Annotated in this window: 25 protein-coding genes and 1 pseudogene; 21 read left to right on the forward strand and 5 right to left on the reverse strand. The window is 62.3% G+C overall.

Annotation, left to right across the window (positions count from 1 at the left end; all coding sequences use genetic code 11):
• Positions 1-73: 73 nt before the first annotated feature.
• From PQQ95_RS02710 to PQQ95_RS02725, 4 genes are all read left to right on the forward strand, one after another.
• Positions 74-547, forward strand: a complete 474-nt coding sequence (locus PQQ95_RS02710; protein WP_408434677.1) for a DUF2844 domain-containing protein — start codon at positions 74-76, stop codon at positions 545-547.
• A gap of 31 nt (positions 548-578) precedes the next feature.
• Positions 579-1,919, forward strand: coding sequence for a DUF3443 domain-containing protein (locus PQQ95_RS02715; protein WP_408434679.1), 1,341 nt, complete (start codon positions 579-581; stop codon positions 1,917-1,919).
• A gap of 180 nt (positions 1,920-2,099) precedes the next feature.
• Entirely contained in the window at positions 2,100-2,579 is a 480-nt protein-coding gene (locus tag PQQ95_RS02720; RefSeq protein WP_408434681.1) for a DUF2844 domain-containing protein, read from the forward strand.
• A gap of 429 nt (positions 2,580-3,008) precedes the next feature.
• Complete coding sequence (locus tag PQQ95_RS02725) at positions 3,009-4,109, forward strand: DUF3443 domain-containing protein (protein ID WP_408435314.1); 1,101 nt, start codon at positions 3,009-3,011, stop codon at positions 4,107-4,109.
• A gap of 94 nt (positions 4,110-4,203) precedes the next feature.
• Here the strand turns inward: PQQ95_RS02725 and PQQ95_RS02730 are convergent.
• Positions 4,204-4,347, reverse strand: a pseudogene (locus PQQ95_RS02730) (omega-aminotransferase AptA); the annotation flags it as partial.
• 340 nt (positions 4,348-4,687) lie between these two features.
• Here PQQ95_RS02730 and urtA point away from each other — a divergent pair.
• The 13 genes from urtA to ureG all read left to right on the forward strand — a co-directional run bounded on the left by urtA (position 4,688) and on the right by ureG (position 17,324).
• Complete coding sequence (gene urtA, locus PQQ95_RS02735) at positions 4,688-5,986, forward strand: urea ABC transporter substrate-binding protein (protein ID WP_408434683.1); 1,299 nt, start codon at positions 4,688-4,690, stop codon at positions 5,984-5,986.
• Between the two features lie 227 nt (positions 5,987-6,213).
• On the forward strand, positions 6,214-7,839 hold the full coding sequence (gene urtB, locus PQQ95_RS02740; RefSeq protein ID WP_408434685.1) for an urea ABC transporter permease subunit UrtB: 1,626 nt from the start codon (positions 6,214-6,216) through the stop codon (positions 7,837-7,839).
• A 1-nt stretch (position 7,840) separates the two neighbouring features.
• Entirely contained in the window at positions 7,841-9,025 is a 1,185-nt protein-coding gene (gene urtC / locus PQQ95_RS02745) for an urea ABC transporter permease subunit UrtC (RefSeq protein WP_408434687.1), read from the forward strand.
• Positions 9,022-9,885, forward strand: coding sequence for an urea ABC transporter ATP-binding protein UrtD (gene urtD, locus PQQ95_RS02750; protein WP_408434689.1), 864 nt, complete (start codon positions 9,022-9,024; stop codon positions 9,883-9,885). The genes urtC and urtD overlap by 4 nt, the downstream gene beginning before the upstream one ends.
• 68 nt (positions 9,886-9,953) lie before the next feature.
• Positions 9,954-10,646: an urea ABC transporter ATP-binding subunit UrtE gene (gene urtE, locus PQQ95_RS02755; protein ID WP_408435316.1), complete on the forward strand. Its 693-nt coding sequence runs from the start codon at positions 9,954-9,956 to the stop codon at positions 10,644-10,646.
• A 171-nt stretch (positions 10,647-10,817) separates the two neighbouring features.
• Positions 10,818-11,699 carry an urease accessory protein UreD gene (locus PQQ95_RS02760; RefSeq protein ID WP_408434691.1) on the forward strand — a complete coding sequence of 294 codons (882 nt, stop codon included), beginning with the start codon at positions 10,818-10,820 and terminating at the stop codon, positions 11,697-11,699.
• A 206-nt stretch (positions 11,700-11,905) separates the two neighbouring features.
• Positions 11,906-12,709, forward strand: coding sequence for a transporter substrate-binding domain-containing protein (locus PQQ95_RS02765; protein ID WP_408434693.1), 804 nt, complete (start codon positions 11,906-11,908; stop codon positions 12,707-12,709).
• A gap of 163 nt (positions 12,710-12,872) precedes the next feature.
• Positions 12,873-13,175, forward strand: a complete 303-nt coding sequence (gene ureA, locus PQQ95_RS02770; RefSeq protein ID WP_011487082.1) for an urease subunit gamma — start codon at positions 12,873-12,875, stop codon at positions 13,173-13,175.
• A gap of 17 nt (positions 13,176-13,192) precedes the next feature.
• Positions 13,193-13,498 carry an urease subunit beta gene (locus tag PQQ95_RS02775; protein WP_408434694.1) on the forward strand — a complete coding sequence of 102 codons (306 nt, stop codon included), beginning with the start codon at positions 13,193-13,195 and terminating at the stop codon, positions 13,496-13,498.
• A gap of 55 nt (positions 13,499-13,553) precedes the next feature.
• Positions 13,554-15,260: an urease subunit alpha gene (gene ureC / locus PQQ95_RS02780; protein WP_054041795.1), complete on the forward strand. Its 1,707-nt coding sequence runs from the start codon at positions 13,554-13,556 to the stop codon at positions 15,258-15,260.
• A 3-nt stretch (positions 15,261-15,263) separates the two neighbouring features.
• On the forward strand, positions 15,264-15,992 hold the full coding sequence (gene ureE, locus PQQ95_RS02785) for an urease accessory protein UreE (RefSeq protein ID WP_408434696.1): 729 nt from the start codon (positions 15,264-15,266) through the stop codon (positions 15,990-15,992).
• Positions 15,979-16,659 carry an urease accessory protein UreF gene (locus tag PQQ95_RS02790; RefSeq protein ID WP_408435318.1) on the forward strand — a complete coding sequence of 227 codons (681 nt, stop codon included), beginning with the start codon at positions 15,979-15,981 and terminating at the stop codon, positions 16,657-16,659. Before ureE ends, PQQ95_RS02790 begins: the two co-directional genes overlap by 14 nt.
• Positions 16,660-16,670: 11 nt before the next feature.
• Positions 16,671-17,324, forward strand: a complete 654-nt coding sequence (gene ureG / locus PQQ95_RS02795; RefSeq protein ID WP_408434698.1) for an urease accessory protein UreG — start codon at positions 16,671-16,673, stop codon at positions 17,322-17,324.
• A 53-nt stretch (positions 17,325-17,377) separates the two neighbouring features.
• Here ureG and waaA read toward each other — a convergent pair whose 3' ends face one another.
• The 4 genes from waaA to PQQ95_RS02815 form a co-directional block, all read right to left on the reverse strand.
• Positions 17,378-18,694, reverse strand: a complete 1,317-nt coding sequence (gene waaA, locus PQQ95_RS02800) for a lipid IV(A) 3-deoxy-D-manno-octulosonic acid transferase (protein ID WP_408434700.1) — start codon at positions 18,692-18,694, stop codon at positions 17,378-17,380.
• Between the two features lie 106 nt (positions 18,695-18,800).
• Positions 18,801-19,685, reverse strand: a complete 885-nt coding sequence (gene kdoO / locus PQQ95_RS02805; RefSeq protein ID WP_408434702.1) for a Kdo hydroxylase KdoO — start codon at positions 19,683-19,685, stop codon at positions 18,801-18,803.
• A gap of 61 nt (positions 19,686-19,746) precedes the next feature.
• Positions 19,747-20,748 (reverse strand): lipopolysaccharide heptosyltransferase I, encoded by a 1,002-nt coding sequence (gene waaC / locus PQQ95_RS02810; protein ID WP_408434704.1) that lies wholly within the window; start codon positions 20,746-20,748, stop codon positions 19,747-19,749.
• Positions 20,749-20,961: 213 nt separating this feature from the next.
• Entirely contained in the window at positions 20,962-22,356 is a 1,395-nt protein-coding gene (locus tag PQQ95_RS02815; RefSeq protein WP_408434706.1) for a phosphomannomutase/phosphoglucomutase, read from the reverse strand.
• A 286-nt stretch (positions 22,357-22,642) separates the two neighbouring features.
• Here PQQ95_RS02815 and PQQ95_RS02820 point away from each other — a divergent pair, with 286 nt between their 5' ends.
• The 4 genes from PQQ95_RS02820 (at position 22,643) to galE (ending at position 26,983) form a co-directional block, all read left to right on the forward strand.
• Positions 22,643-23,905, forward strand: a complete 1,263-nt coding sequence (locus PQQ95_RS02820; protein ID WP_408434708.1) for an oligosaccharide flippase family protein — start codon at positions 22,643-22,645, stop codon at positions 23,903-23,905.
• Entirely contained in the window at positions 23,902-24,732 is an 831-nt protein-coding gene (locus PQQ95_RS02825; protein ID WP_408434710.1) for a glycosyltransferase, read from the forward strand. Before PQQ95_RS02820 ends, PQQ95_RS02825 begins: the two co-directional genes overlap by 4 nt.
• Positions 24,733-24,793: 61 nt before the next feature.
• Complete coding sequence (locus tag PQQ95_RS02830; protein ID WP_408434712.1) at positions 24,794-25,942, forward strand: glycosyltransferase family 4 protein; 1,149 nt, start codon at positions 24,794-24,796, stop codon at positions 25,940-25,942.
• Positions 25,943-25,954: 12 nt separating this feature from the next.
• Positions 25,955-26,983 (forward strand): UDP-glucose 4-epimerase GalE, encoded by a 1,029-nt coding sequence (galE, locus tag PQQ95_RS02835; protein ID WP_408434714.1) that lies wholly within the window; start codon positions 25,955-25,957, stop codon positions 26,981-26,983.
• The last annotated feature ends 9 nt before the right edge of the window (positions 26,984-26,992 follow it).

Genomic DNA, 26,992 nt, shown 5'->3' on the forward strand with positions numbered 1-26,992 from the left:
ACCGGAAATTTCTGGCGGTTTCCTAAACACGTCGAAGGCAACATGCTCCGACCTGTTTTCCTGGAACCGTGTGATGAGATTTTTGAAGATCGCGATGTTGGCGGTAACGCTGTTACCGCTCGCATCTCATGCAACGTTGGGCGGCGCGCCGAGCGCCGGCACGTCCCCCTCCCCTGCGGTACTGCGCGCCATGCCGCAGTCCACCGCGGCAACAGCCACATCTAAAGCAGCAACCGCGTCGCGCTACACGACGCGCGAGTCGCGCGATGCCAACGGCGTCACGATCCGCGAGTACGTGCTACCCAGCAATGTCGTGTTCGCTGTCACGTGGGAGGGCCCTATCCGTCCGGATATGAGCGCACTTCTCGGCAGCTATTTCCCCACCTACGTCAGCGCCGGAGAAGGCCATGTTCGCGGCACCGGGCCGCTAGTCGAGGGCAGCGACGACTTCCGGATCGAATCGGCAGGCCGTTTAGGGCATTTCACCGGCGCGGCTTATTTACCCCGCCTGATGCCCGCTAACGTGCGCCCGAGCGATCTGCAGTGAGATTTACGTCGAGTAACGGAAAAATCAGAATATGAAGACTTTTAAGAAGAGGCTGTGGGCCATCGTGGCGGGGATGAGCGTCGCCCTTGCCGCTTGCGGCGGCGGTGGCAGTGGCGATGGAAGCAACCAAGGCAGCGCCCTCGGCTGGAATGCCACGCCCGACTGGATCAATACGCCCGGCGGCTCGGGCAATAGCGGCAATGCGGGTGACGCCGGCAATACGAGCAACATCAAAACCGACAAGAACAATACGGTGCCGATTCGCGTCGACAACTCGATGGGCGGCGTCAACATGCTGTCCACCTCGATCAAGGTGTGCGTCCCCGGCACGCAGCCGGGTGCAAGCCAGTGCGTGACCGTCGACCGGATGCTGGTCGACACCGGGTCAACGGGCGTACGTATCACGGCCAGTGCGATTCAGGCGTTGAACGCCCAGTTGCTCACGCAAGTCGGCGCAGTGGACGACAAACCCAACGGCAACTACATCGGCGGCGCTTATCCCATCGCCGAGTGCATGCCGTTCGCTTCCGGTTTCACATTTGGCTCGATCAAGCGCGCCGACATCACAATCGGCAGCAGGACGGCGAGCAACATCCCGATCCAGGTGATCGGCGATGGGGCGTTTTCTACCCCGGCAGACTGCATTGCGCATGGCGGCACCGACCTCAGCACCGCGCAAAGTCTGGGCGCCAACGGCATCCTGGGGATTTCGAACTTCACGTCCGACTCCAAAGACGCGCTCGACAACGCGATGCCAGGTCTCTACTACTACTGCCCGTCGCAGAATTCATGCATCAGTACGCGCATGACGGCCGCCAAAGAGGTGATGAACCCGGTTGCCGCATTCGACGCCGACTACAACGGCACGGTCATCCGACTGCCGGCGGTGCCCGCCAGCGGCCAGGCCGGCGTCGCCGGTCAACTGATATTCGGCGTCGGCACCCAGGCGAACAATGCGCTGCCGACCAATGCCAATTACTTTGCGGTGGACCAGTACGGCGGCATCACGACCCAGTACCAGGGGACTGCGTTCAACATGAGCGCGATCGACAGCGGCACCAATGGATACGCCTTTCCCGACAGCTCGATACCTACAACCTCGGGTTGGTACACACCAACGAGCACGCTCAGCCTGGACGCGACCATGGAAGCAACGAACGGCTCCGGTACGCCCTACAAGTTGACTTTTCCGCTCGATAACGCGGTCAATCTGATGGCAAGTGGCAATGCCGCGTACAACAACGTGGGGTGGAATTTCTCGTACAACCGCACGTTCCTCTGGGGCCTGCCGTTTTTCTACGGCCGCAGCGTGTACACGGTGATCGGGAACAACAAGGTCGGCACGCATACCGGACCGTTCGTCGCGTTCTGACGGATTGGGGTGTGTGATTCGGGAGGTGGCGTTGCGAGACGTGTGCCTCCCGCTTCACCGGTTACCGCGCAGAGCCGGTCGAATCGCATCGGCGTTTCCTACCCACCGTTGAGACTTTTCAGACACTCTCATTAATAGCCCGCAGGCACCATGCTCCGACCTGTTTTTTGGAGCAATGTGATGAGACTTGTAAAGATCGTGCTGGCCGTGTCGGCTCTTGTGCCGCTCGCGTCGTATGCGGCGTTGGGCAGTGCACCGGGTGCGGGTGTAGCTTCGACCTCGACCCCGGCTTCGGCTTCGGCTTCGAAATCCTTGCTCCGTTCGACCGCTTCTGGTTCCTCTTCTGCTTCCGCGGTTTATACCGTGCGCGAATCGCGCAATGCCGACGGCGTCACGATTCGCGAATACGTGCTGCCTACCAATGTCGTGTTTGCCGTCACGTGGCAAGGGCCCGTGCGCCCCGACATGACAGCGCTGCTCGGCAGCTATTTTCAGACCGCGGTCTCAGCGGCCGAAAACCGCGCACGCGGCACCGGTCCATTGATCGAACGCAATGGTGACATTCAGATCGAGTCGGTAGGCCGGCCAGGGAGCTTCTTCGGTAAGGCAGTTCTGCCGCGCCTCGTTCCCGCGAATGTCCGAGCTGACGATCTGCAGTGACACGGCGCATCGATTTCACGGAACACAAGAAGAGACATGAACACGCTCAATAAGAAACTTTGCTTCGCGCTGCTGACGGCTAGCCTGACCTTTTCAGCCTGCGGCGGCGGTAGCGGTAGCGACGACGGCAGTTCGAATCAGACCCACGACAACGACAAACCGGCAACGCCTACGCCGAGTCCAACACCGTCGCCTGCGCCAAGTCCCGCTCCGAGTCCGACGCCGAGCCCGAAGCCAGCTCCGAGCCCCACGCCAGCGCCAACTCCAAGTCCGACTCCGACTCCGACTCCGACACCAACGCCAACGCCAACACCGACACCGACACCAACTCCAACTCCAACTCCAACTCCAAGCCCCACCCCGAGCCCCACACCCACACCCACACCCACACCCACACCCACACCCACACCCGACGTCAACACAGTCCCGATCACCGTCGAACGGTGGACGGGGAATTTCCCCAATCAGCCCTACGCGACGATCACCCTCTGCATCCCCGGGGTCCAGGGTGCAAACCAATGCGCAACGATTGACCACATGTTGATCGATACGGGTTCGGCAGGCGTGCGGGTGCTGGCGAGCGCGCTGGGCCCGGCGCTCGCCAGCCGCCTGCCCGCGCAAACCGGTGCTACCGACGATCCAACTGGCGGCGCACCCATTGCCGAGTGCACGCAGTTTTTGTCCGGATACACGTGGGGGCCCATCAAGCGTGCAGACGTAACGATGGGCGGCAAGGTAGCCGGCAACCTGCCACTCCAGGTCATCAGCGACGGCGCGTATGCCGTACCGTCAGATTGCCAGTCGAGTGGGCTCGGCGATCTCGGCACAGCGGCCAATCTCGGTGCCAACGGGGTAATCGGCATCAGTTCTGCAATACGCGACTGGCCGCTTGCCGCTCAACGCCCCTTGTCGGCAACTTACTACTATTGCCCGTCCACGGGCGCATGCAAAGGCACGCGCGTACCACTCGACACGCAGGTCATGAATCCGGTCGCCAATTTCACGTCGGACAACAACGGCACGATAATCCGTCTACCCGCGTTGCCGGCAGGCGGCCAGGCAAGCGCAACGGGCGAACTGGTGTTCGGCATCGGCACGCAGCAGAACAATGCATTGCCGTCGAATGCCAATATTATTCCGCTCGACAGCGATGGCTTCTTCACGACCGTGTACAAGGGTGGCACGTTCGTCAAAGGCGCGATCGACAGCGGTTCGAACACCCACACCTTCCGCGACACGGCGATCCCGTTCGATCAGTGGTACCGATACACGCCATCGGCCCTACTGAGCCTGTCCGCGGTGCTCAAATCGAGCAATGGCGCGACTGCTCCCATCACCGTACCGTTCCAGGTCGCCAACATGGCCAGCCTGATGGCAGGCCAGTACGCCGCGCATGACAATCTCGGCGTATATACGTCGTCCGCCAGTTACTTTTTGTTAGGGCTGCCGTTCTTCTACGGTCGCAATGTGTACACGGTATTGAATGGCTCCCGCGCAGGCACGCAAACCGGGCCGTTCATCGCCTTCTGATTGACCGGCGGAAGCACAGAGGTAGCACAAAAGGCCAGCGCCGCAAGTCGCTGGCCTTTTGTCTTTCCAAGCCGAGACTGTGCCCTGCCCGATTGCCAATCCGCCTCCCGCAGGCCAAAGCAATCTTCAGCGCGATATCAATCACGTCCGAACCCGAGTTCACAAAGGAGAGGTGCCTTAGATCGCCTGGCATATGCCGAGCGATTTTCATCGCGGCTTCAAAAGCCTTCGGTAGCCCGCCCGAAACGCCGTGCAAAGTCCATTTAGCCGCCTGCGCCTGCACAAAGGGGCGGCGGTTATGCACCGCCCACGCCCGTTGGCCGATGGATACGCTTCGTTGCGGCGCGGCACGCACCTGAACGAGGCGCGCGCCCTGCTCCTGCACCAATGTTGCGCCGCCATTACGCATGACTGACAAAGCGCATCGCCGCGTCACAGCACGCAAGACGCGGACCTCAAGTCGAAATGACTGCATGGCATGTGCCTTGCAGTACACAAGCGGCAAGTCATGCGGGATGAGCCCTGCTGGCTGAAATCGACGCCCATAAACAGTCACCATCAATGGCAAGGGGAAACACATGAAACGTCGCAGTCTGTTGAAGTTCGGCTCCATGTCGGGCGCATTGGCGCTTGCTGGTCAGGTTCCGTTTGCTCAGGCGCAATCGGACAGCGGTCCGATCAAGGTAGGCGTTCTCCATTCCTTGTCAGGCACGATGGCGATCTCGGAGACGTCGCTCAAAGACACCGCGCTGATGACCATCGCGGACATCAACAAGAACGGCGGCGTCATGGGCCGTCAACTGCAGCCGGTGGTCGTGGACCCGGCGTCGAACTGGCCGCTGTTCGCCGAAAAGGCGCGCCAACTGATCACTCAGGAAAAGTGCGCCGTTGTGTTCGGCTGCTGGACGTCGGTGTCGCGCAAGTCGGTGCTGCCGGTGTTCGAAGAACTGAACGGCCTGCTGTTCTACCCGGTGCAGTACGAAGGCGAAGAAATGTCGCGCAACGTGTTCTACACGGGCGCCGCGCCGAATCAGCAAGCGATTCCGGCCACCGAATATCTGATGAGCACTGAAGGCGGCGGCGCCAAGCGCTTCTTCCTGCTGGGCACCGACTATGTGTACCCCCGCACGACCAACAAGATCCTGCGCGCGTTCCTCAAGTCGAAAGGCGTGCAGGAAGCCGATATCCAGGAGGTCTACACGCCGTTCGGCCACAGCGACTATCAGACCATCGTCGCGAACATCAAGACCTTCTCGCAAGGCGGCAAGACCGCGGTGATCTCGACCGTCAACGGCGACTCGAACGTGCCGTTCTACAAGGAACTCGGCAACCAGGGGCTGAAGGCGTCCGACGTGCCGGTCGTCGCGTTCTCGGTCGGCGAAGAAGAACTGCGCGGCATCGATACGAAACCGCTGGTCGGCAATCTCGCGGCGTGGAACTACTTCATGTCGCTGCGCAACCCGGCTAACGAGAAGTTCAAGAAGCAATGGGCGACATGGGTCAAGGACAACAACCTGCCGGGCGGCACCAAGCGCGTGACCAATGACCCGATGGAAGCGACTTTCGTCGGCATCCATATGTGGAAACAGGCCGTCGAAAAAGCGAAGAGCACGGAAGTAGACAAGGTGCGTGTGGCGATGGTCGGCCAGACGTTTGCGGCACCGTCGGGCTTCACGCTAGAAATGGACGGCAATCACCATCTGCACAAGCCGGTGATGATCGGCGAAGTGCGTGCCGACGGTCAGTTCAACGTGGTGTGGCGGACCAAGACCGCGATTCGCGCACAGCCGTGGAGCCCGTTCATCGCCGGCAATTCGAGCAAGCCGGACGTGGTCAGTTCGATCCCGGCGTTCCTGAAGCGCTCGCGGGTTGCCTGAGAAGACGGATCGCAGCGATGGCGCGGTTAGGCTTAGCCGTCGCCACGATCCAACGCGATCTCTCGATGGGCGGGCGAGACACGCCGCCCGTCGGAGCGGACTCAAGGCCGAGGATCTGCGGCAATCGAATCACGGCGCGGTCTCCGCTCGCAGCAATCCGATGGCGCGGCAAGCCACTCTTTAGGTCGATGCCGCGCCGCCCCGCCGGTTTTTCTTCAAAGGCCATCATGGCGTTTTCATTTCCGAAATTCGCACGACGCAGCATCGGCGGCCTCACGCTTGCATTGCTCGCCAGCGTGCCGCTTGCTGCCTTCGCGCTGAGCCCGGCCGATGTCGCGCCGCTCGCCGGCGACGACTTCGATGCAAAATCCGCCGCAATCGACAAGCTGATTGCCAACCACGACAAAGAATCGCTCGCGGTGCTCAAAGCCCTCTCCGAGGACAGCGCGCTCGCCACCGATGCCGGCGCCGTGCTGCTGCAAGACGGCGACACCGCACGCGACGCCGTCACCGGCAAAACGGTCGCCGCAGGCGACGCGCAACCGGTCACCCTGAACAACCTGCTCCGCTCGAAAGTGGCAGGCGCACTCTCGGGCCTGCAACTCGATTCGCCCGACGTCGCCACACGCGACGCCGCCATCACCGCCCTGCTGCAAAATCCCGATCCGTCGATCAAACCGCTCGTCGACGCGGCGCGTGCAAAGGAAACGGACCCGGCGCTGAAGAAGCGCCTCGACACGCTGTGGGCGATGACCGCGTTGCACGACGCCGACCCGGCCAAGCGCCTCGAAGCCGTACAACTGGTCGCCGCGCGGCACGATCTCGACATGAACGAACTGCTGCGTCCGCTCGTCGCGAAGAAGGCGGACGGCACCTTCAACGAAGCCGACGACCGGGTGCGCGCCGCCGCGCAAAGCGGCATCGACGAACTCGATTCGATCCAGCGCCGCAGCCAGATCGCGGGCACGTTGTTCGCGGGCTTGTCGCTCGGCAGCGTGCTGCTGCTCGCTGCATTGGGACTCGCCATCACGTACGGGCTGATCGGCGTGATTAACATGGCGCACGGTGAATTCCTGATGATCGGCGCCTACGCAACCTATGTCGTGCAGAACCTGTTTCAGCGCTTTGCGCCTGGCGCATTCGACTGGTATCCGTTGCTTGCCGTGCCGGCGTCATTCGCCGCGGCCGGACTGGTCGGCATCGTGCTCGAACGGTTGGTGTTGAAGCATTTGTACGGTCGTCCGCTCGAAACCCTGCTGACCACCTTCGGCGTCAGCCTGATCTTGATTCAGGCAACGCGCATGCTGTTCGGCGCGCAGAACGTCCAGGTGGTCAATCCCGCATGGATGAGCGGTGGCGTGACCGTCCTGCCGAATCTGATCCTGCCATACAACCGGCTGGCGATCCTGGCGTTTTCGCTGATCGTCGTCGGGATTGCGTGGGCTGTCCTCACTAAAACACGTTTGGGTCTGTTCGTGCGCGCCGTGACGCAAAACCGGCGCATGGCGGCCTGCGTCGGTGTGAAGACCGCGCGCGTCGATTCGTACGCATTCGCGTTTGGCGCCGGCATTGCCGGCCTGGGCGGCTGTGCGCTGTCGCAGATCGGCAATGTCGGCCCGGATCTCGGCCAGAGCTACATCATCGATTCGTTCATGGCCGTGGTGCTCGGCGGCGTCGGTCAACTCGCCGGCACGGTAATCGGCGGCTTCGGTCTCGGCCTGGTCAGCAAGGCGATCGAGCCGTTCTGGGGCGCCGTATTGGCCAAGATCGCCGTGCTCGTGCTGATCGTACTGTTCATCCAGAAGCGTCCGCAGGGCATGTTCGCCCTCAAGGGCCGTAGCGCGGAGGCATGAGATGACATCGGCTACTTCATCGGCTCACGTCGGCGCGGCGAGCAGCGGCGCGGCTGCCGGACGCGACGTGCAGTCCGGCTTCGCACTCGGCTTGCCGCCGCGTCCCGCGCTGCTGTCGCGCCGCGCGTGGCTCGCGCTGATTGCGCTGATCATCGTGTTCGGCCTCGGCGTGCCGTTCGCCACGCTGGTGGTGCCCGAAACGAGCCCGCTGCATCTGTCCGCCTATGCGATGACGATCACCGGCAAGTTCATGTGCTATGCGATCGCCGCGCTGGCACTCGATCTCGTGTGGGGTTATTGCGGCATTCTGAGCCTGGGACACGCGTTGTTCTTTGCATTAGGCGGCTACGCGATCGGCATGTACCTCATGCGCTCGATTGGTCACGAAGGCAAATACGGCAGCGACCTGCCCGACTTCATGGTGTTTCTCGACTGGCACCAACTGCCGTGGTACTGGCAAGGTACGCAGCATCTCGGTTATGCCATGCTGCTGGTGGTGCTGGTGCCGGCAGTCGTTGCGTGGGTGTTCGGCTTCTTCACGTTCCGCTCACGGGTGAAGGGCGTGTATCTGTCGATCATCACGCAGGCGATGACGTTCGCCGCCATGCTGCTGTTCTACCGCAATGAAACGGGTTTCGGCGGCAACAACGGTTTTACCGACTTCAAGCGCATCGGCGGCTTTCCGATTACGCATCCGGGCACGCGCACTGCCCTTCTGCTGATCACGTTCGCAGTGTTGATTCTGGCCTTCATCGGCGCGCGGGCCATCGTCACGTCGAAGCTCGGCCGTGTAGTCACCGCGGTACGTGACGGCGAAACGCGCCTGATGTTCCTCGGTTACAGCCCGCTCGCGTACAAGCTGTTCGTGTGGACCGTGTCCGCTATTTTGTGCGGGATTGCAGGCGCGTTGTATGTGCCTCAGGTCGGCATCATCAACCCGGGCGAGATGTCGCCGGGCAACTCGATCGAGATGGCGATCTGGGTTGCGGTGGGTGGACGCGGCACCTTGATCGGACCGATCATCGGCGCATTCGCGGTAAATGGCGCGAAGAGCTTTTTTACGGCGAACTTCCCTGAATACTGGCTGTTCTTCCTCGGTCTTATTTTCGTGCTGGTCCCGCTGTTGCTGCCGAACGGCATCATGGGACTGATCGATATGGTGACACGCAAGAGGAACCGGTCATGAACGAAAACCCGATGGTTCCTGATCTTGCGTTACCTGAAGAACCTGCTGAACGGTCGTTGAGCGGCGTCGCGAGCATGGGGCACGTGGTGGTGCCGGGCGAGATCGATATTTCGCACGGGACGATTCTGTACCTCGAAGACGTGACCGTGAGCTTCGATGGATTTCGCGCACTGAATGCGCTGACCTTGTCGATCGAAACAGGGGAGTTGCGTTGCATCATCGGGCCGAACGGCGCGGGCAAGACGACGATGATGGATGTCATCACCGGAAAGACGGAGCCGGATTCCGGCAAGGTTTATCTCGGGCAGTCGATCGATCTGACGCGGATGAACGAGCCTTCTATTGCGCGCGCCGGGATTGGGCGCAAGTTTCAGAAGCCGACCGTTTTTGAGCAGCATCCTGTGTGGGAGAACCTCGAGTTGGCGATGAAGGCCGATAAGGGTTGGTGGGCTTCTTTACGCGCCCGGCTGGATCGCGAGGCGCAAGCCCGGATTGAAGAGACGCTGGGTCTGATCGGGTTGGAGAGCGAGGCGCGGCGGCTTGCCGGAGAGTTGTCGCATGGGCAAAAACAGCGGCTCGAAATCGGGATGTTGCTGATGCAGCAACCCGCGCTGCTTTTGCTCGATGAACCTGCTGCCGGCATGACCGATGACGAGACGATGCAGTTGGCCGAGTTGCTTAACCATTTGCGTGGGACGTGTTCGATGATGGTGGTTGAACATGATATGGAGTTTGTGGCGGCGCTGTCGGGTGAAAAGGGGAAAGTCACGGTGATGGCCGAAGGGCGGGTTCTCGCCCACGGCACGCTTGATGAGGTGAAGCGGGACGAGACAGTGATCGAGTCTTATCTCGGGCGATAACGGCAATGGTAGCGGCCGCAATCAAACCACGGCCGCAAAAAGCCAGCAGAATTCAAGGATCGACCGACATGCTAGAAGTAGACAACCTGAACCAGTACTACGGTGGAAGCCACATCCTTAGAGATGTGAAACTCACCGTGCCTGATGGCAAGCTCACCGTGCTGCTGGGTCGCAATGGCGTAGGCAAGACAACGCTGCTCAGGTGCCTGATGGGTGTTGTCCAGACGAAAAGCGGCTCGATCGCCTGGCGCGGTGCACCGATCACCAAGCTGCCGACCTACTCGCGCGTGGAGAAAGGCCTCGCTTATGTTCCGCAAGGCCGCGACATCTTTCCTCGGCTGACCGTCGAAGAAAATCTGCTGGTCGGCGCGGCCAGCAAGAAAGCCCCCAAGAAAATCCCGGACCGCATTTACGAACTGTTTCCGGTCCTGAAGGATATGCGTAGCCGCCGCGGCGGCGACCTCTCCGGCGGTCAGCAACAACAGCTCGCGATCGGTCGCGCGTTGATGAGCGATCCGCAATTGCTCATCCTCGATGAACCCACCGAAGGTATCCAGCCGTCGATCATTCAGGATATCGGCCGCACGCTGCGTCAATTGGTAGAAGAAATGGGCATGACGGTGCTGCTCGTCGAGCAGTATTACGACTTCGCCAAAGAGATCGCCGATCGATACTGGGTCATGAGCCGCGGTGAAATCGTCGCGGGTGGTGAAGGCGTCAACATGGATGCAGATGGCGTGCGTGCACTGATCGCCGTTTGACGGGTATCGAACACGCGTCAGCATCGCTAACCAGCGTGCTATTCTCGCCGCATCTGATGGCAACGCGGTCAAGCGCGGACGCGCTCCCGCAGCGGCACGCGTTGTCATTCCTGAGTCCGTTATCGCGCCAATAAGCGCGGCGGCCCGCGCGTTCTTCGTACTTCCATCCGTATGTCGCTTCACGAAAACCACGCTGCACTCGCCACCGCGCAACCCACCGCGCATTCGCAATGGCGCGCACGCCTCGAACTCGGCTTCGTCAAAGAAGGCGAGCGGACTACGCTCAGGCATCGGCTGCATGATGGGCCGTTGCGGGTGCAACGGCCGCTCTATCCGGAAGGCCATGCGATCTGCCACGCAGTGATCGTGCATCCGCCGGGCGGGATTGCGGGCGGCGATCAACTCGATATCGACGTGGAGGTCGGCGATCGTGCCCATGCTGTCATCACCACGCCAGGCGCCACGAAGTGGTACAAGTCCAATGGCCGTTCGGCACGGCAGAATATTGCGGTACGCGTCGGACCTCAGGCGAAACTCGACTGGCTGCCGCAGAACAATATCGTTTTCGATCACGCCAACGCGATGCTGGATTTTTCGCTGACGCTTGGCGAGGGTGCGACTGCGATCGGCTGGGATACGACTCAACTCGGACGGCAAGCCGCCGGTGAACGGTGGTCGGCCGGTCATTTACGCGCGGTGTCGCGGATCGTCGGGGCGAATGGCGAGGCGCTGTGGCTCGAACGCGCGAGCCTCAGCGCGGAAGATCCACTGCGGGATGCCGCGCAAGGACTTGCCGGGTTTCCTGCGTATGGAACGCTGTGGGCCGTTGGCGCGGCTTGCGATGATGCGCTTGCTGAAGGGCTTACGGCCCAGCTACCTTTCGACGATTCGTTACGGGCGGCGGCTTCTTGTGTCACCGAGGGTGTTTTGCTCGTGCGTGCGGTTTCGCGGTCGATGGAAACGCTGCAGCGCGCTTTGACGAAGTGCTGGCTTCAGTTGAGGCCGGTGGTGCATGGGGTTGAGGGGGTGCCGCTTCGCATCTGGTCGACTTAAGACGCTCGTAGCTGCCTTTCACCTTCGTAAGACGCAAGACGCACCAGCTCGAGGCATCCCCACGCCCCATAGAAGTGCACAATCTTCCCTCCGCCCCGCCAGCGCACGCTGCACCTGCATGGCACACACCTTGCGTCGAAATCTCCCACGATGTTGCCGCGTCCTGACGGCAGCCGACCGCTTCTCGCCACCACCGCTCACACAACATGACCCGATCGACCCTTCGCCCCGCGCGTCGCGCCTGGCTCGCAGCACTGCTGCTCTCGCCCGTCCTCGCCATCAATGCGCCGGCCGCCCACGCCGATACGCTCGACAACATCACTAAAGCCGGCGTGCTGAAAGTCGCCGTGCCTGAGGACTATCCGCCGTTCGGTTCGGTCGGCGCGGATATGAAGCCGCAAGGCTATGACATCGACACCGCCGCCCTGCTGGCCAAGTCGATGAACGTGAAGCTCGAACTCGTGCCGGTCAACAGCGCGAACCGCATTCCGTATCTGCAGACGGGCAAGGTCGATCTGGTGATCTCCTCGCTCGGCAAAACGCCTGAGCGCGACAAGGTCATCGACTTTTCAACGGCCTACGCGCCGTACTACCAGGGCGTGTTCGGTCCCGCCGACATCAAGGTCACCGGCCCGGCCGATCTCACCGGCAAGACAGTCGGCGCCACGCGCGGCGCGCTCGAAGAAATCGGTCTCACGCAAATGGCGCCGAACGCCACCATCAAACGCTTCGAAGATAACAACGCGACCATCGCCGCGTTTCTCTCCGGTCAGGTGCAGTTGATCGCCGCCGGCAACATCGTCGCCGCCGCGATCCTCGCGAAGAATCCGCCGCGTCGTCCGGAACCGAAGTTCGTCATCAAGAATTCGCCGTGTTTCGTCGGGATGAACAAGAACGAGGGACGCCTGCAACAGAAAGTGAATGCAGCCATCGCTCAAGCCAAGCAGGATGGCACGCTCAATACGATGTCGAAGAAGTGGTTCGGCGCGCCGCTGCCGGCTGATCTGTAAGCGCGTCGTTAGCTGAGCTTGATACCGTGACAGGCTTATCCGGCATTGCACTCGTCGTGGACTCATCCCGTGCGCAGCACGCGATCGCGGCCATGACGCGCAGCGCCTATCATTGTCGCAGCCGGCCTATCTCAGGACCGGCGCAACCCTACGCAATCATTCGATGAAGCTGACACCTCGCGAGAAGGACAAGCTGCTGATCTTCACCGCCGCGCTGCTCGCCGAACGGCGCCGCGCCCGCGGCCTCAAACTGAACTACCCGGAAGCGATCGCCTTCATTACCGCCGCCTTGATGGAAGCGGCCCGCGACGGCAAGACCGTCGCCGAGGTCATGCACTACGGCACCACGCTGCTGACGCGCGACGATGTGATGGAAGGCGTACCGGAAATGATCCCCGACATCCAGGTCGAAGCCACGTTCCCCGACGGCACCAAGCTCGTCACCGTTCATCATCCGATCCCCTAATCACGCAAGGCAGCCCCATGATTCCCGGCGAACTCCTCATCGACGACGGCGAACACGAGCTCAACGCGGGCCGCGCCACCGTCACGGTGATCGTGTCGAATACCGGCGACCGTCCGGTACAGATCGGCTCGCACTATCATTTCTACGAAGTGAACGAGGCGCTCTCCTTCGATCGCGAAGCAGCGCGCGGCTTCCGGCTGAACATTGCGGCGGGCACCGCCGTGCGCTTCGAGCCCGGCCAGGAACGCACCGTCGAACTGGTCGAACTGGCGGGCGACCGCGTCGTCTACGGCTTCAACGGCAAGGTGATGGGCAAGCTCTGATGCGCCGACCGCGCATGCCTGCTTCGACCGCCCTGCTCATTTCCGGACCCACACCATGACATTACGCATTGGCCGCCGCGCATACGCGGAAATGTTCGGCCCCACCACCGGCGACCGCGTACGCCTCGCCGATACCGAGTTGCTGATCGAAGTCGAACGCGACTTCACAACCTACGGCGAGGAAGTGAAATTCGGCGGCGGCAAAGTGATTCGCGACGGCATGGGCCAGTCGCAACGCGTACACGCCGACGTCGTGGATACCGTCGTGACAAACGCGGTGATTCTCGATCACTGGGGTATCGTCAAGGCCGACATCGGCATCAAGAACGGCCGCATCGCCGCGATCGGCAAAGCGGGCAATCCCGACATCCAGCCGAACGTGACGATCGCGATCGGCGCGTCGACCGAAGTGATCGCGGGCGAAGGCCTGATCGTGACGGCGGGCGGCATCGATACGCACATCCACTTCATCAGCCCGCAGCAGATCGAAGAAGCGCTCGCGAGCGGCGTGACGACGATGCTCGGCGGCGGCACGGGTCCGGCAACCGGTACGAATGCCACGACGTGCACGCCGGGTCCGTGGCATCTCGAACGCATGCTGCAAGCGGCCGATGGTTACCCGATGAATCTCGGTTTCCTCGGCAAGGGTAATGTGAGCCAGCCGCAGCCCGCGTTGGAGCAGATCGCCGCGGGGGCGATCGGTTTGAAGCTGCACGAAGACTGGGGCACGACGCCCGCTGCAATCGACAATTGCCTCTCTGTCGCCGACGACACCGACACGCAGGTCGCGATCCACACGGATACGCTGAATGAAGCGGGTTTTGTGGAAGCGACCGTGGCCGCGTTCAAGGGTCGCACGATCCACACGTATCACACGGAAGGCGCAGGCGGCGGCCACGCACCGGACATCATCAAGGTGTGCGGCGAAGCGAACGTGCTGCCCTCGTCGACTAATCCGACGCGCCCGTACACCGTCAACACGCTCGAAGAGCACCTCGACATGCTGATGGTGTGCCACCACCTGGACCCGTCGATCGCGGAAGATATCGCCTTTGCCGAGTCGCGTATCCGTCGCGAGACCATCGCCGCCGAAGACATCTTGCATGACCTCGGCGCATTGTCGATGCTGTCGTCGGACTCGCAGGCGATGGGGCGCGTGGGCGAAGTGATCATCCGCACATGGCAGACCGCGCACAAGATGAAGGTGCAACGCGGCGCGCTGCCCGAAGACAACGCGCGCCACGACAATTTCCGTGCAAAGCGGTATGTCGCCAAGTACACGATCAATCCGGCCATCACGCACGGTATCTCGCATGAAGTCGGCTCCATCGAGCCGGGCAAGTGGGCCGATCTGGTGTTCTGGGAGCCGGCGTTTTTCGGTATCAAGCCGTCGCTGATCCTGAAGGGCGGCATGATTGCGATGGCGCAGATGGGCGACCCGAACGCGTCGATTCCGACGCCGCAACCGGTCCACTATCGCGAGATGTTCGCCACCCGTGGCGGTGCGCTGGGACGGACTTCCCTGACCTTCGTTTCGCAGATGGCGGCGGATGCGGGTGTCGGTGAACGCTATGGTCTGAATAAGCGTATCGTTGCCGTGAAGAACTGCCGCAAAATCACGAAGGCGGACATGATCCACAACGCGTGGCGTCCGGCGATCAGCGTCGATCCGGAGACGTATCAGGTGATCGCGGATGGTCAGTTGCTGACCTGCGAACCGGCCACCGTATTGCCGATGGCGCAACGCTACTTTTTGTTCTAAACCATGCGCACCATCGACAAACTGATTGCCCCGCATCTGAAGCTCGCGCCCGTGCTGGTGAAGCGGGCGCCAACCTTGACGCTCGCTTTTGATGACCGGCGCAAAAGCCGTCTCGCGGCAACGCTCGATAACGGCGAGGAAGTCGCGCTGCTGCTGCCGCGCGGTACGGTGCTGCGCGACGGCGATGTTCTGGTCGCGGATGATGGCGGCCTGGTCCGCGTGGTCGCCGCGCCGGAAGCGGTGCTGGTTGTCCGCGCGAAAGATACATTGACGTTGACGCGCGCCGCCTATCACCTGGGTAATCGTCATACACCGGTCGAAGTCGGCGCGGATTATCTGAAGCTCGAATACGATCCGGTGCTGGCCGATATGCTGAAGCGCATCGGCGCAAGCGTGGATCAGGTGTCGATGCCGTTCCAGCCGGAGTCGGGCGCGTATGGCGGCGGGCATAAGCATGGTCACGATGAGACCTTTGCGGAAGACTATGCCATCGCGCAGCAGGTGTTCGGCGAGCATCACGGGCATGCGCATTCGCATGACCATGGCCACGCACACGATCACCCACACGATCACGCGGATGGACATGGCCACTCGGATCATGAGCACAGCCATGCGCACGGTCATTCGCATGATCATGACCACGGCCACGATCAATCGCACGATCCCAAAGACAGCGATCACGTCCACGACGAATCGTGCGGCCACGGGCATCATCACCATGCGCATCGCTGAACTCACAGCGCTGTTGCATCTCGCGTCGCCGGCATTGCCGATCGGCGCGTTCAGCTACTCGCAGGGTCTCGAAGCCGCGATCGAAGCGCAACTCATCACCGACGCCGATTCGGCTCGCGATTGGATCGCCAGCGGTTTAACCGACGTGCTTTCGCGAGGCGAACTGCCGTTTCTCGCGCATCAGATCGAACGCTGGCGAGCGCACGACGCAGACGGCCTGAAGGAAGCGAATAGCGAATTCCTGGCCAGCCGTGAGTCCGCTGAACTACGACGCGAAACGGAACAGATGGGCTGGTCACTACGACAGTTGTGCGTCTCGCTGGAATGGGGCGACGCCGAACGGCGCATCACGCTGGCATCGCTCAAGCCCCTGGCACAACCCACGGCCTTTGCCTTCGCCGCGTACGCACACGACGCAGCGCCTGATGCTGCGCTCGCCGCCTACGCATTCAGCTGGGTGGAAAACCAGGCTGCTGCCGCATTGAAGGCCGTACCGCTCGGCCAACTCGCCGGCCAGCGCATCATCGTCGCATTGCGCGAGCCGATCGACACCGCCGTCACACGCGCACTGGCCACTTCACCCGAAAACATCAACACCTTCGCGCCGCAATTGGGCATTCTGTCGGCGCGTCACGAGTCGCAGTATTCGCGGCTCTTCCGCTCTTAAAACGATCCATCATGAACGCACCTCATCACCCCGCTCACCCGCCTGTCCGCACGAAAAAACTGCCGCCGTTGCGCGTGGGGGTCGGCGGCCCGGTCGGCTCGGGCAAAACGACGCTGCTCGAAATGCTCTGCAAGGCGATGCGCGATCAGTACGACCTCGTCGCGATCACCAACGACATCTATACGAAGGAAGATCAGCGTCTGTTGACCGTAGCAGGCGCGTTGCCGGCCGAGCGGATCATGGGCGTCGAAACAGGCGGCTGCCCGCATACGGCGATTCGCGAAGACGCATCGATCAATCTCGAAGCCGTCGACCGCATGCTGACGCGCTTTCCCGATGCGGATATCGTGTTCATCGAATCGGGTGGCGATAATCTCGCGGCGACCTTCAGCCCGGAACTGTCAGACCTGACGATCTACGTAATCGACGTAGCCGGCGGCGAGAAGATTCCGCGCAAAGGCGGCCCGGGCATTACGAAGTCGGATTTGCTGGTGATCAACAAGACCGATCTCGCGCCGATGGTCGGTGCGAATCTGGAGGTCATGGCATCGGATGCGAAGAAGATGCGCGGCGACCGGCCCTTCGTGATGTGCAATCTGAAGGCGCTCGACGGACTGGATGTGGTGGTGAAGTTTATCGAGAAGAAGGGGTTGTTGAAGGCTTAAGCCCGAAAGGCGCGCTTTGAAGCTTTGAATTCAAGGCGCTTTCGCGCCTTTCCTCACTCCGGCAACAACGCCATCAACACATCCACCGTCCGCGCGGTCGCGCCACGATGGCGCGCGGCGAACGCCGAAGCGGCGCCGCCCATTGCCAGCCGCGTTGCCTTGTCACCGAACAGCTCGCGCAACGCCCGCGCCAGATCAGCCGGATCTTGCACCTGTACGGCCGCACCCGCCGCGACCGCATCCGCCGTTGCCTGCGTGAAGTTGAACACATGCGGCCCAATCAGCACCGGCACGCCGACCGCACATGCCTCAATCAGATTCTGCCCGCCCAGCGGCAGCAAACTCCCGCCGATAAACGCCAGATCCGAAGCCGCGTAGTAAGCGCCCAACTCGCCCATCGAATCGCCGAGCAGCACGTTCACGCCTGAAGGCAGCGCGGGCACACCACCGCCAGCACTTGAAGCAGCCGCGGATGCCACTGTCGCCGAAGGCGCCCACGTCGAACGCCGCTCGAGACGCAAGCCCGCCTTCTCAACCAGCGCCGCCACTTCGTTAAACCGTTGCGGATGACGCGGCACGAGGATCAGCAACTCATTCTCGATGCCGAGCGCCGCGAACGCCTGCAACACCAATTCCTCTTCACCTTCGCGCGTACTCGCCGCGACCCACACCGGCCGCGTGCCGATCGCCGCGCGCCATGCATGGCCGCGCGCCGCGAGTTCCGGCGGTGTGGTCATATCGAACTTCAGATTGCCAAGCACCGCGACATTACGCGCGCCAAGCGCCGTGAGCCGCTCCGCATCCGACGGACTCTGCGCCAGCACCCGCGCAAATCCACCGAACACGTCCCGGGTTGCATGGCCGAACCTGGCCGCGCGCTTATACGAACGCGCCGACATTCGCGCATTAGTCAGCACCAGCGGCACATCCGCGCGACGGCATTCGTCGATCAGCGTTGGCCAGACTTCGGTTTCCATCACCAGACCGAGCGACGGCCGCCACGCCCGCAAAAACCGCCGCACCGCATGCGGCATGTCGTACGGCAGATAACTGCGCAACACACGGTCGCCGAAAATCTGCTCGCCGGTCGCACGGCCACTCGGCGTCATATGGGTCAAAAGAATCCGTGCGTCGGGACGCGCTTTCATCAGCGCGTCGATCAGCGGTTGCGCGGCGCGCGTTTCGCCCACCGACACTGCATGCACCCAGATCAGCGGCGCATTGTCTTCCGGCAAGCGGCCGCGCGCGTAACCGAAACGCTCGGCGATATGCTCGCGATAGCCACGCTCCTTGCGCGACCGGATCAGCAAACGCAATACGGCAAGCGGCGCGACGATCCACCAGAGCGCGTTATAAATCGCCCTCAGCATTGAAACTCCGAGCATTTAAGCCAGAGTCGCAGTGTGAGTGTCGCGGTCACTTTCGTCGAACGCTTCACGCTAGGCGGGTGCGCGCAATCAACAGCGAAAGCGGCGCTCAAACCAGCGCCCTGCCCTTCAGGCGCTCGAGAATGCCGAGCGGCGCGCAGTCCGGCTGCACCATCGCTTTGACCGGCAGGAAGAAGGTCTGCTCCAGCATGAACTGACCGGACATCACCGCATGCGAAGTCTGGTCGGAGAAACACACCCACACGCTGCCCGGCGGAAACGGCATGGTCTCCTGCGGGCTCGACTTCTGATACTCGAGATCGGCCTTCATGCTGTCGTGCAGATTCAGCATCAGATGGTCATATTCGCTGCGCGGCGATTTGGTTACGTGCAGCAGATTCAGCAGCCACGCCGAGCCCGGCATCTGCGGTTTGATACGCGGCAGGAAGCGCTTGGCCATATCCTCGAACGGCTCGCCGACGCGCCATACGCGCGGCGCGCCAAGCGGATTGACGTTGGTGAATACGCGCAGAATGCGCTCGCCGTAATTCGGCCGCGACGGAAAGGCATCGACATGCAAACGGCTATCGTCCTTACGCCACGACGTCTCGCGCCCTTCCACCTCATGCAGGCGCAGGCTCGTGGGCGCGACGCGCAACTTGCCGTTGTATTCGGGAAAGAGCCCATCCACCAGCGTGCGCGCATTGGACTGATAACGCGCGATCAACGCGCGCACCGCCGATTGCGTGACCGCGTCGCCGGCCACGCCGTGCAACGCGCCGCCGTTCGGCTCGAGACTGATGTTCTTGCGGCTCGGATCGGCGAGTGCGGGATCGAGCAAGGCCTGCTCGCCGCCTTCGATCGCAAAGCGCAGATTCGGGAAATACAACACTTTGCCGCGTTCGACGCCGGCCAGCAGCATCTCGCGCGGCACGGACAGATTGTGTCCGTGCCAGTCAGCGTTCGCTACTTCGATGATCTGGGTTTCGTTCATGGTCGCCCTTGAAAACGGATGAAGCGTAAGGCGAAGCACACCGCATTACAGCGCTGCAGCATTAAAGCAGGCCGAAACCGGCCAGCGCGGACTTGACTTCCTGCAGCGTGGGCGGCTTGCCGGCCGTGCCGAGATTGACGACGTTCGGCGACCAGTAGCCGCCGGTGCGCCACGCGGTGGCGAAATTGTACAACTCGACCGTCGGCCGTTTCAGCGCCGCCGCAATGTGAACTAGACCTGTGTCAACACCAACGGTCGCGGCAGCACCTTCGATCAGGCCGACCACGGCCGGCAACGACAGTTTGGGCGGCACGATGGCCGCGCCGCCGAATTCCTTCGCCAGACGTTCGCTGGTGACGCGCTCTTCCTCGCTGCCCCACGGCAGCACGATCGACGCGCCGCGCCGCACCAAAGACTGGCCGAGCTCGATCCAGGCGGTATCGGGCCACTGCTTGTCGGCGCGCGAGGTGGCATGCACGAACACCACGTACGGCACCGGCAGATTCAGATTGGCCTCCGACAAAGCCAGCGCCGCGCGCCCGGTGTCGAGGCCGAAGTCGATCTCGTCGGTGGGTTGCGGCGCCGGGTCGTTCAACGCCGCGGCCACCAGTTGGCGCGTGCGCTCAACCACATGGGTGCGCGGCTCGATCGGCACGCGCTTGTCGTAGAAGAAACGCACTGGCCATTCGAAGCCCGCGCCGTCGGTGCGGTTCGCGAGGCCGACCAGCGGTCCGCGCGCCATGCTCGCGACCCACGCGGTCTTGATGAGCCCTTGGCAGTCGATCACGAGGTCGTAGTTCTCGGCGGCGAGCGCGCGGCGAAACGCGCCGATCTCGCGCCAGTTGTCGACCGAGAGGATGCGCTTGCGCCAGCGCCGCAGCGACACGGGAATCGCCCGCCGCACGCCGCTGACGAGCTCCACGAGCCCCACGAAGCTTTCTTCGACGAGCCAGTCGATCTGGGCCTCGGGATGGCGGCGTCGGATATCGGCGATCACCGGCATGTTGTGAACGACGTCGCCCAAAGACGACACCCTCACGATCAGTATCTTTTGCACGCTCAAGTGTGGGAAAACCGGCTATCCGGCCCGAAGATGCGTTGAGAAGAAAAGGGCCCCAGAACCTGTCGCTTCGCGCCAGACCCTTCAATGGGGTAAGGACCGCAATTCTAGCGCGACATAGGTAAATGGCATGAAAAACGCGGCGCGGTAAGTGAAACCCGCGCCGCGTTCGACGGTAGCCGCGGTTCACGAAGAACCACGACACCGCTTGCGCCTTCAGAACGGCAGCTTCGCGTCAGGCTTCTCCGCCATGATCACGCGGCGGAAGTCTTCCTGGATGCGCTTGAGCGCTGCGTCGCTATCGGCTTCGAAACGCATCACCACCACCGGCGTGGTGTTCGACGAACGCGCGAGGCCAAAACCGTCCGGATACTCGACACGCAGGCCGTCGATCTTCACGACGTCGTCCGCGCCGGTGAAGGTCGCGTTTTGCTGCAAACGCGCGATCAGTTCGAAGTTTTCGCCTTCTTCGAGCTTCAATTGCAGTTCCGGCGTGGAATTCGAGTTCGGCAGCGCGTTCAGCAGCTGGCTCGGATCGGCCACACGCGTGAGGATTTCGAGGAGACGCGCGCCCGTGTACAGGCCGTCGTCGAACCCGTACCAGCGGTCCTTGAAGAACACGTGGCCGCTCATTTCGCCCGCCAGCGGCGCGCCGGTTTCGCGCAGCTTCGCTTTGACCAGCGAGTGGCCGGTCTTCCACATTAGCGGTTCGCCGCCCTTTTCCTTAATCCACTTGCCCAGGTTGCGCGTGCACTTCACGTCGTAAATGATCTGCGCGCCCTTGTTGCGCGACAGCACTTCTTCGGCGAATAGCATCAGCTGGCGGTCCGGATAGATGATCTGGCCGTCTTTGGTGACCACGCCCAGGCGGTCGCCGTCGCCGTCGAAAGCGAAACCGATTTCAGCGTCCGTTTCCTTTAGCGCGCGGATCACGTCCTGGAGGTTTTCCGGGTGAGCCGGGTCCGGGTGATGGTTCGGGAAGTTGCCGTCGATTTCGGTGAACAGTTCGACCAGTTCGCAGCCGAGCTTCTTGAAGAGCTTCGGCGCCAGGCCGCCTGCCACGCCGTTGCCAGTGTCGACCACGATCTTGATCGGGCGCGCGAGCTTGACGTCACTGGTGATGCGATCCAGATAGGCATCGGCGATGTCGTACTCGGTGTACGTGCCGCTGCCTGCAGAGAAGTTTTCGTCGGCGATGCGCTGATGCAGCGCGAGAATCTGCTCGCCGTAAATGGCCGCGCCGCGCAGGACCATCTTGAAGCCGTTGTAGTCGGGCGGATTGTGGCTGCCCGTCACGACGATGCACGAATCGACGCGGCGCTCGCCGCCGTCGAGCTTCAACGGCACGCTGGCCGCGAAGTAGCCGACCGGCGTCGGCACCATGCCGACGTTGACCACATCGACGCCGGCCGCGCGCAAACCGTCCGACAGCGCCTGGACCAGTTCCGGACCCGACAGGCGGCCGTCCCGCGCGACCACCACGGCGTCGCCGCCTTGCGCCCGCACTTCGCTGCCAAAAGCGAGACCGATCGAACGCGCTGCGTCGGCGTCGAGCGTCTTGCCGATCACACCGCGAATGTCATACGCCTTGAAAATAGATTTGGAGATCATGGTGGCTCACTTGCGTGCAATGGAAAATTTTGACCGGCACATCGCCGAGGGATCGGTAAAACAGTCTGTTAAACCGGGCGATGCGCCCTTGCCGGAAGCGATCCGGTTCCAACTTATAATTGCGCCTTTCGGACATGCCCTAATAGACGCCCATTCTAATGCTTAGACGCCCCGCTTTTGTAAAGTTGCCGCGACAGTCGGCCAGGTGGGCAATCGTGCACGGTGCCCTGGCGCACGCTGCGCCCCTCGCACAACGCGTGCAATCGCACAGGCGAGCGTCCACCGGATGCTGACGCTCAAACGCTTCGCCAATCCCGACGTCACGCGCGCCTTCACCAACATTGTCTGGCTCGGGCTGGAGCGGCTCACGCAGATCGGCGTGGCCATCGCGATCAGCGGTATGCTCGCGCGCTACTTCGGGCCGGACACCTTCGGCAAATGGCAGTACGCGAATACGCTGTTGCTGGTGCTGTCGCCGATCACCTGGGTGTGCGGGGCGGAAATCCTGGTTCCCACCATCGTCGGCCGACCGCCAACCCAGTTGGGCACGGTGCTCGGCAGCGCCTTCGCGCTGCGCTTTTCGGTTTCCGTCGCGGCGCTGCTGCTCACGTGGCTCGGCATCGCATTGCACTTCTTCGACCCGCTGGTGGGCGCCATGCTCGCCGGCCTCGCGGTGACGATGCTGTTCCGCGAGCCGTTTGTCGGCGTGATCAATGCGTGGCTGCAAAGCATGACGTACAGCAAGCCGCAGTTGCTCACCAGCATGAGCACCGCGGTGCTGAAGGCCGGCTTCGTCTATCTGCTGGTGCGCGCGGCGGCGACGCCCGCGCGCTTTGGCTGGCTGTGGGCTGCCGAATCGGCGCTCATTGGCGCGGTTCTGCTGATCTATTACACGCGCCGGCATGGTGGCAAGCTCGGCTGGCACATTGACCGTTCACTCTTCAAGCACTTCGCGACCGCGGGCACGGTGTTCTGGATCGGCCTGATCGGTATGTATCTGTTCCTGAAACTGGACAGGCTGATGCTCGAGCGGGCGATTTCCTTCGCCGACCTCGGGCGCTATTCCGCCGCGCAGCAGTTGAACGAAAACTGGATCACGCTCGCGCTGATGCTCGCGCAGACAATTGCGCCTGCCTTTATCTACCGCGTGCAGGACGCCGCGCAATTGCGCCGCAACGTGTGGCGGCTCACCGCCATGACCGCCGCGCTGATGGTGAGCGGCGCGATCGTGCTGGATCTGCTGGCGGGTGTCATCATCCGCCGCGTGTTCGGGCCGGACTTCGAAGGCGCCATCGAAATTTTCCGCTGGGCCGTGTGGCTTTCCGTGCCGGCCGGCATCGAAGCGATCGGCAATCTGATCGTGCTGAAATATCAGGCCAAATTCGTGTTGCTCTCGAAGTGGCTGCTGGCGCTGGCCGTTGCGTTCGTCGTCAATCTGCTGGCGATTCCGCGGCTCGGTGCTTACGGTGCGCTGGTGGGCCTCGCGGCCGGTTATCTCGCCGCCGCGTCAGTCAATCTCTATTACATTCGCTTCAAATTGCGCCCATGACGAATTCATCCGCCGCCGCGCAGATTGCACTCGACGACGTCGCCGTCCTGATGCCCGCCTACAACGGCCAGGCCGACGTCGATCTCACGCTGGCCTCATTCAGCGAAAGCGCGCTGATCCACGTATTGATCGTCGACGACGGCAGCACGCCGCCGATCGTCGCACCGGCGATCGCCAACATGAAGATCGACGTATTGCGCATGCCGCAGAACGGCGGCATCGAGCGCGCGCTGCAAACCGGCATCGACGCCCTTGCACAGCGCGGCTTTCGCTACGCAGCACGCATCGACGCGGGCGACCGCAGTGTGCCGCAGCGGCTCGCCAAACAACGCGCGTTCATGGAGTCGCACCCGCAAGTGGCCGGCCTTGGCATGTGGACGCAGGTCGTCACGCGTGAAGGCAAACCGCTTTTCATGCTGACGCCGCCCACCGAGCCGAACGAGATCCGGCGCCAGCGCTTCTTCCGTTCATGCCTCGCGCATCCTTCGATGATGCTGCGCATCGACGCTGTCTGCGCGGTCGGCAACTATCGCGCGGCGTATCCTTCGGCCGAAGACCTCGATCTGTTCGTGCGCCTGATGGCGCGCTACGACTGCGCGAACCTGCCGGAACTCGGGCTTTACTACGAACTGAACGAAGGCAGCATCAGCGCAACCAAACGACGCCGCCAGGTCAATTCGACGCTGCGGCTGCAACTGCGCTACTTCAACGTCGCCAATCCGTACGACTGGCTCGGTCTCGCCAAAAATCTGCTGCATCTCGTCACGCCTTACCGCGCATTGCAGCGGGTCAAACGCACGCTGCTCGCGCCGCGCGCGGGACATTGATTCCCGCTGATTCCACTACGCCATCATTCATCCCGTCATTCACCGTCGAGCCCGTTCCCGCATGAAGCCTGCCTTGAAATCGACGCCCGCGCTGCGCATTACACTCGTCTGTAACACCGCCTGGGCAATCTATACGTATCGGCAAGGGCTGATCCGCATGCTGGTTGGACGCGGCGTCGACGTGACCGTGCTCGCGCCGCGCGACCGCACGTTCGAGCTGCTCACCGCAATGGGCTGCCGCTGCATCGAATTGCCGGTGGCGTCCAAAGGCACCAGTCCGCGCGAAGACCTGCGCACACTTTTGTCGCTGTATCGTTTGTACAGAAGCATCCGCCCGCACGTCGTGTTCCACTACACGATCAAGCCGAATATTTACGGCTCGGTCGCCGCGAAACTGGCGGGCGTGCAGTCGGTGGCGGTGACGACCGGGCTCGGCTACGTCTTCATCCAGCAAAGCCGCGCGGCGCAGGTCGCCAAAAAACTGTACCGTTTCGCCTTCCGCTTCCCACGCGAAATCTGGTTTCTGAATCGCGACGACCAGGCCGCGTTTGTCGAGCAGAATTTGTTGGTGCATCCTGAGCGTGCGCGCCTCCTGCATGGCGAAGGGGTCGATCTTGAACAATTCGCCTTCACCGCGCTGCCGGAGCGGACGGAATTCAAGTTCGTGCTGATCGGGCGGCTCCTGTGGGACAAGGGCGTCGGCGAATATGTCGAAGCCGCGCGGCGTCTGCGTGAACGTTATCCTCAGTCGCGGTTCCAATTGCTCGGCCCGGTTGGCGTCGACAACCCCAGCGCGATCACACGCGAAGAGGTGGCCGCGTGGGAGCAGGAAGGCATCATCGAGTATCTTGGCGAAGCGCATGACGTGCGGCCTTTTATCGCCGATGCGGATTGCGTCGTCCTGCCGTCATATCGCGAAGGCGTGCCGCGCACGCTGATGGAAGCATCGGCGATGGGCCGGCCGATTGTGACGACGGATGTGCCAGGCTGCCGCGAAGTGGTGGCGGACGGCGTCAATGGATTGCTGTGCGAGGTGCGCAATGCCGGGAGTCTCGCGGCGAAGCTGGCGCAGATGCTCGACATGAGCGGCGCCGAGCGCCGTGCAATGGCTGAACGCGGCCGACAGAAAGTCGCGGAAGAATTCGACGAACGCGTGGTCGTCGAAACGTATAAGGACCTGGTCCAGAAAATGACGGGCGTTTTACTTTAACGGAGCAACAGCATGACCACGAAGGGTACGATTCTGGTAACGGGCGGTGCAGGATTTATCGGCTCGCACACATGTGTCGAACTGCTGAACGGCGGTTACGACGTCGTGGTAATCGACAATCTCGTGAACAGCAACCGCGAATCGCTGCGGCGCGTGGAAAAAATCACCGGCAAGCCCGTGAGTTTCTACGAAGCCGACGCGCGCGACGAGGCTGCGCTCAACCGTATTTTCGACGCACACCCGATCACCGGCGCGATTCACTTTGCCGCGCTGAAGGCGGTGGGCGAATCGGTCGCCAAGCCGATCGAGTACTACAGCAATAACGTCGGCAGTTTGCTGGCGCTGCTTGGCGTGATGCGCGATCGCAACGTGAAGCAGTTCGTGTTCAGTTCGTCGGCCACGGTGTATGGCGTGCCGAAGAGTTCGCCGATCGATGAATCGTTTCCGCTGTCGGCCACCAATCCTTATGGACAGTCGAAACTGATTGCCGAGCAGGTTTTGCGTGATCTGGAAGTGGCGGACGCTTCATGGCGGATCGCGACGCTGCGCTATTTCAATCCGGTTGGCGCGCATGAGAGCGGGTTGATCGGGGAAGATCCCGCTGGGATTCCGAATAACCTGATGCCGTATGTGGCGCAGGTTGCTGTCGGCAAGCTGGAAAAGCTGCGGGTGTTCGGTGGCGACTATGAGACGCCGGATGGCACCGGGGTGCGGGACTATATCCACGTTGTGGACCTGGCGCGCGGGCATCTGGCGGCCCTGGATGCGCTGGTTAAGCGGGACGCCAGTTTCGTGGTGAATCTTGGCACCGGGCAGGGGTATAGCGTGATCGATGTCGTCAAGGCGTTCGAGAAGGCTTCGGGGCGGACTGTGCCTTATGAGATCGTGGCGCGGCGGCCGGGCGATGTGGCGTCGTGCTTTGCGGATCCGGCCGCGGCTTTGAATGTGCTTGGGTGGCGCGCGGAGTTTGGGATCGAGCGGATGTGTGCGGATCACTGGCGGTGGCAGGAGGGGAATCCGCGGGGGTTTGCTCAGGCGTAGCCCAGGAGA

Source organism: Paraburkholderia caffeinilytica, assembly GCF_046030355.1.
GTDB classification, from domain to species: Bacteria; Pseudomonadota; Gammaproteobacteria; order Burkholderiales; family Burkholderiaceae; genus Paraburkholderia; species Paraburkholderia caffeinilytica_B.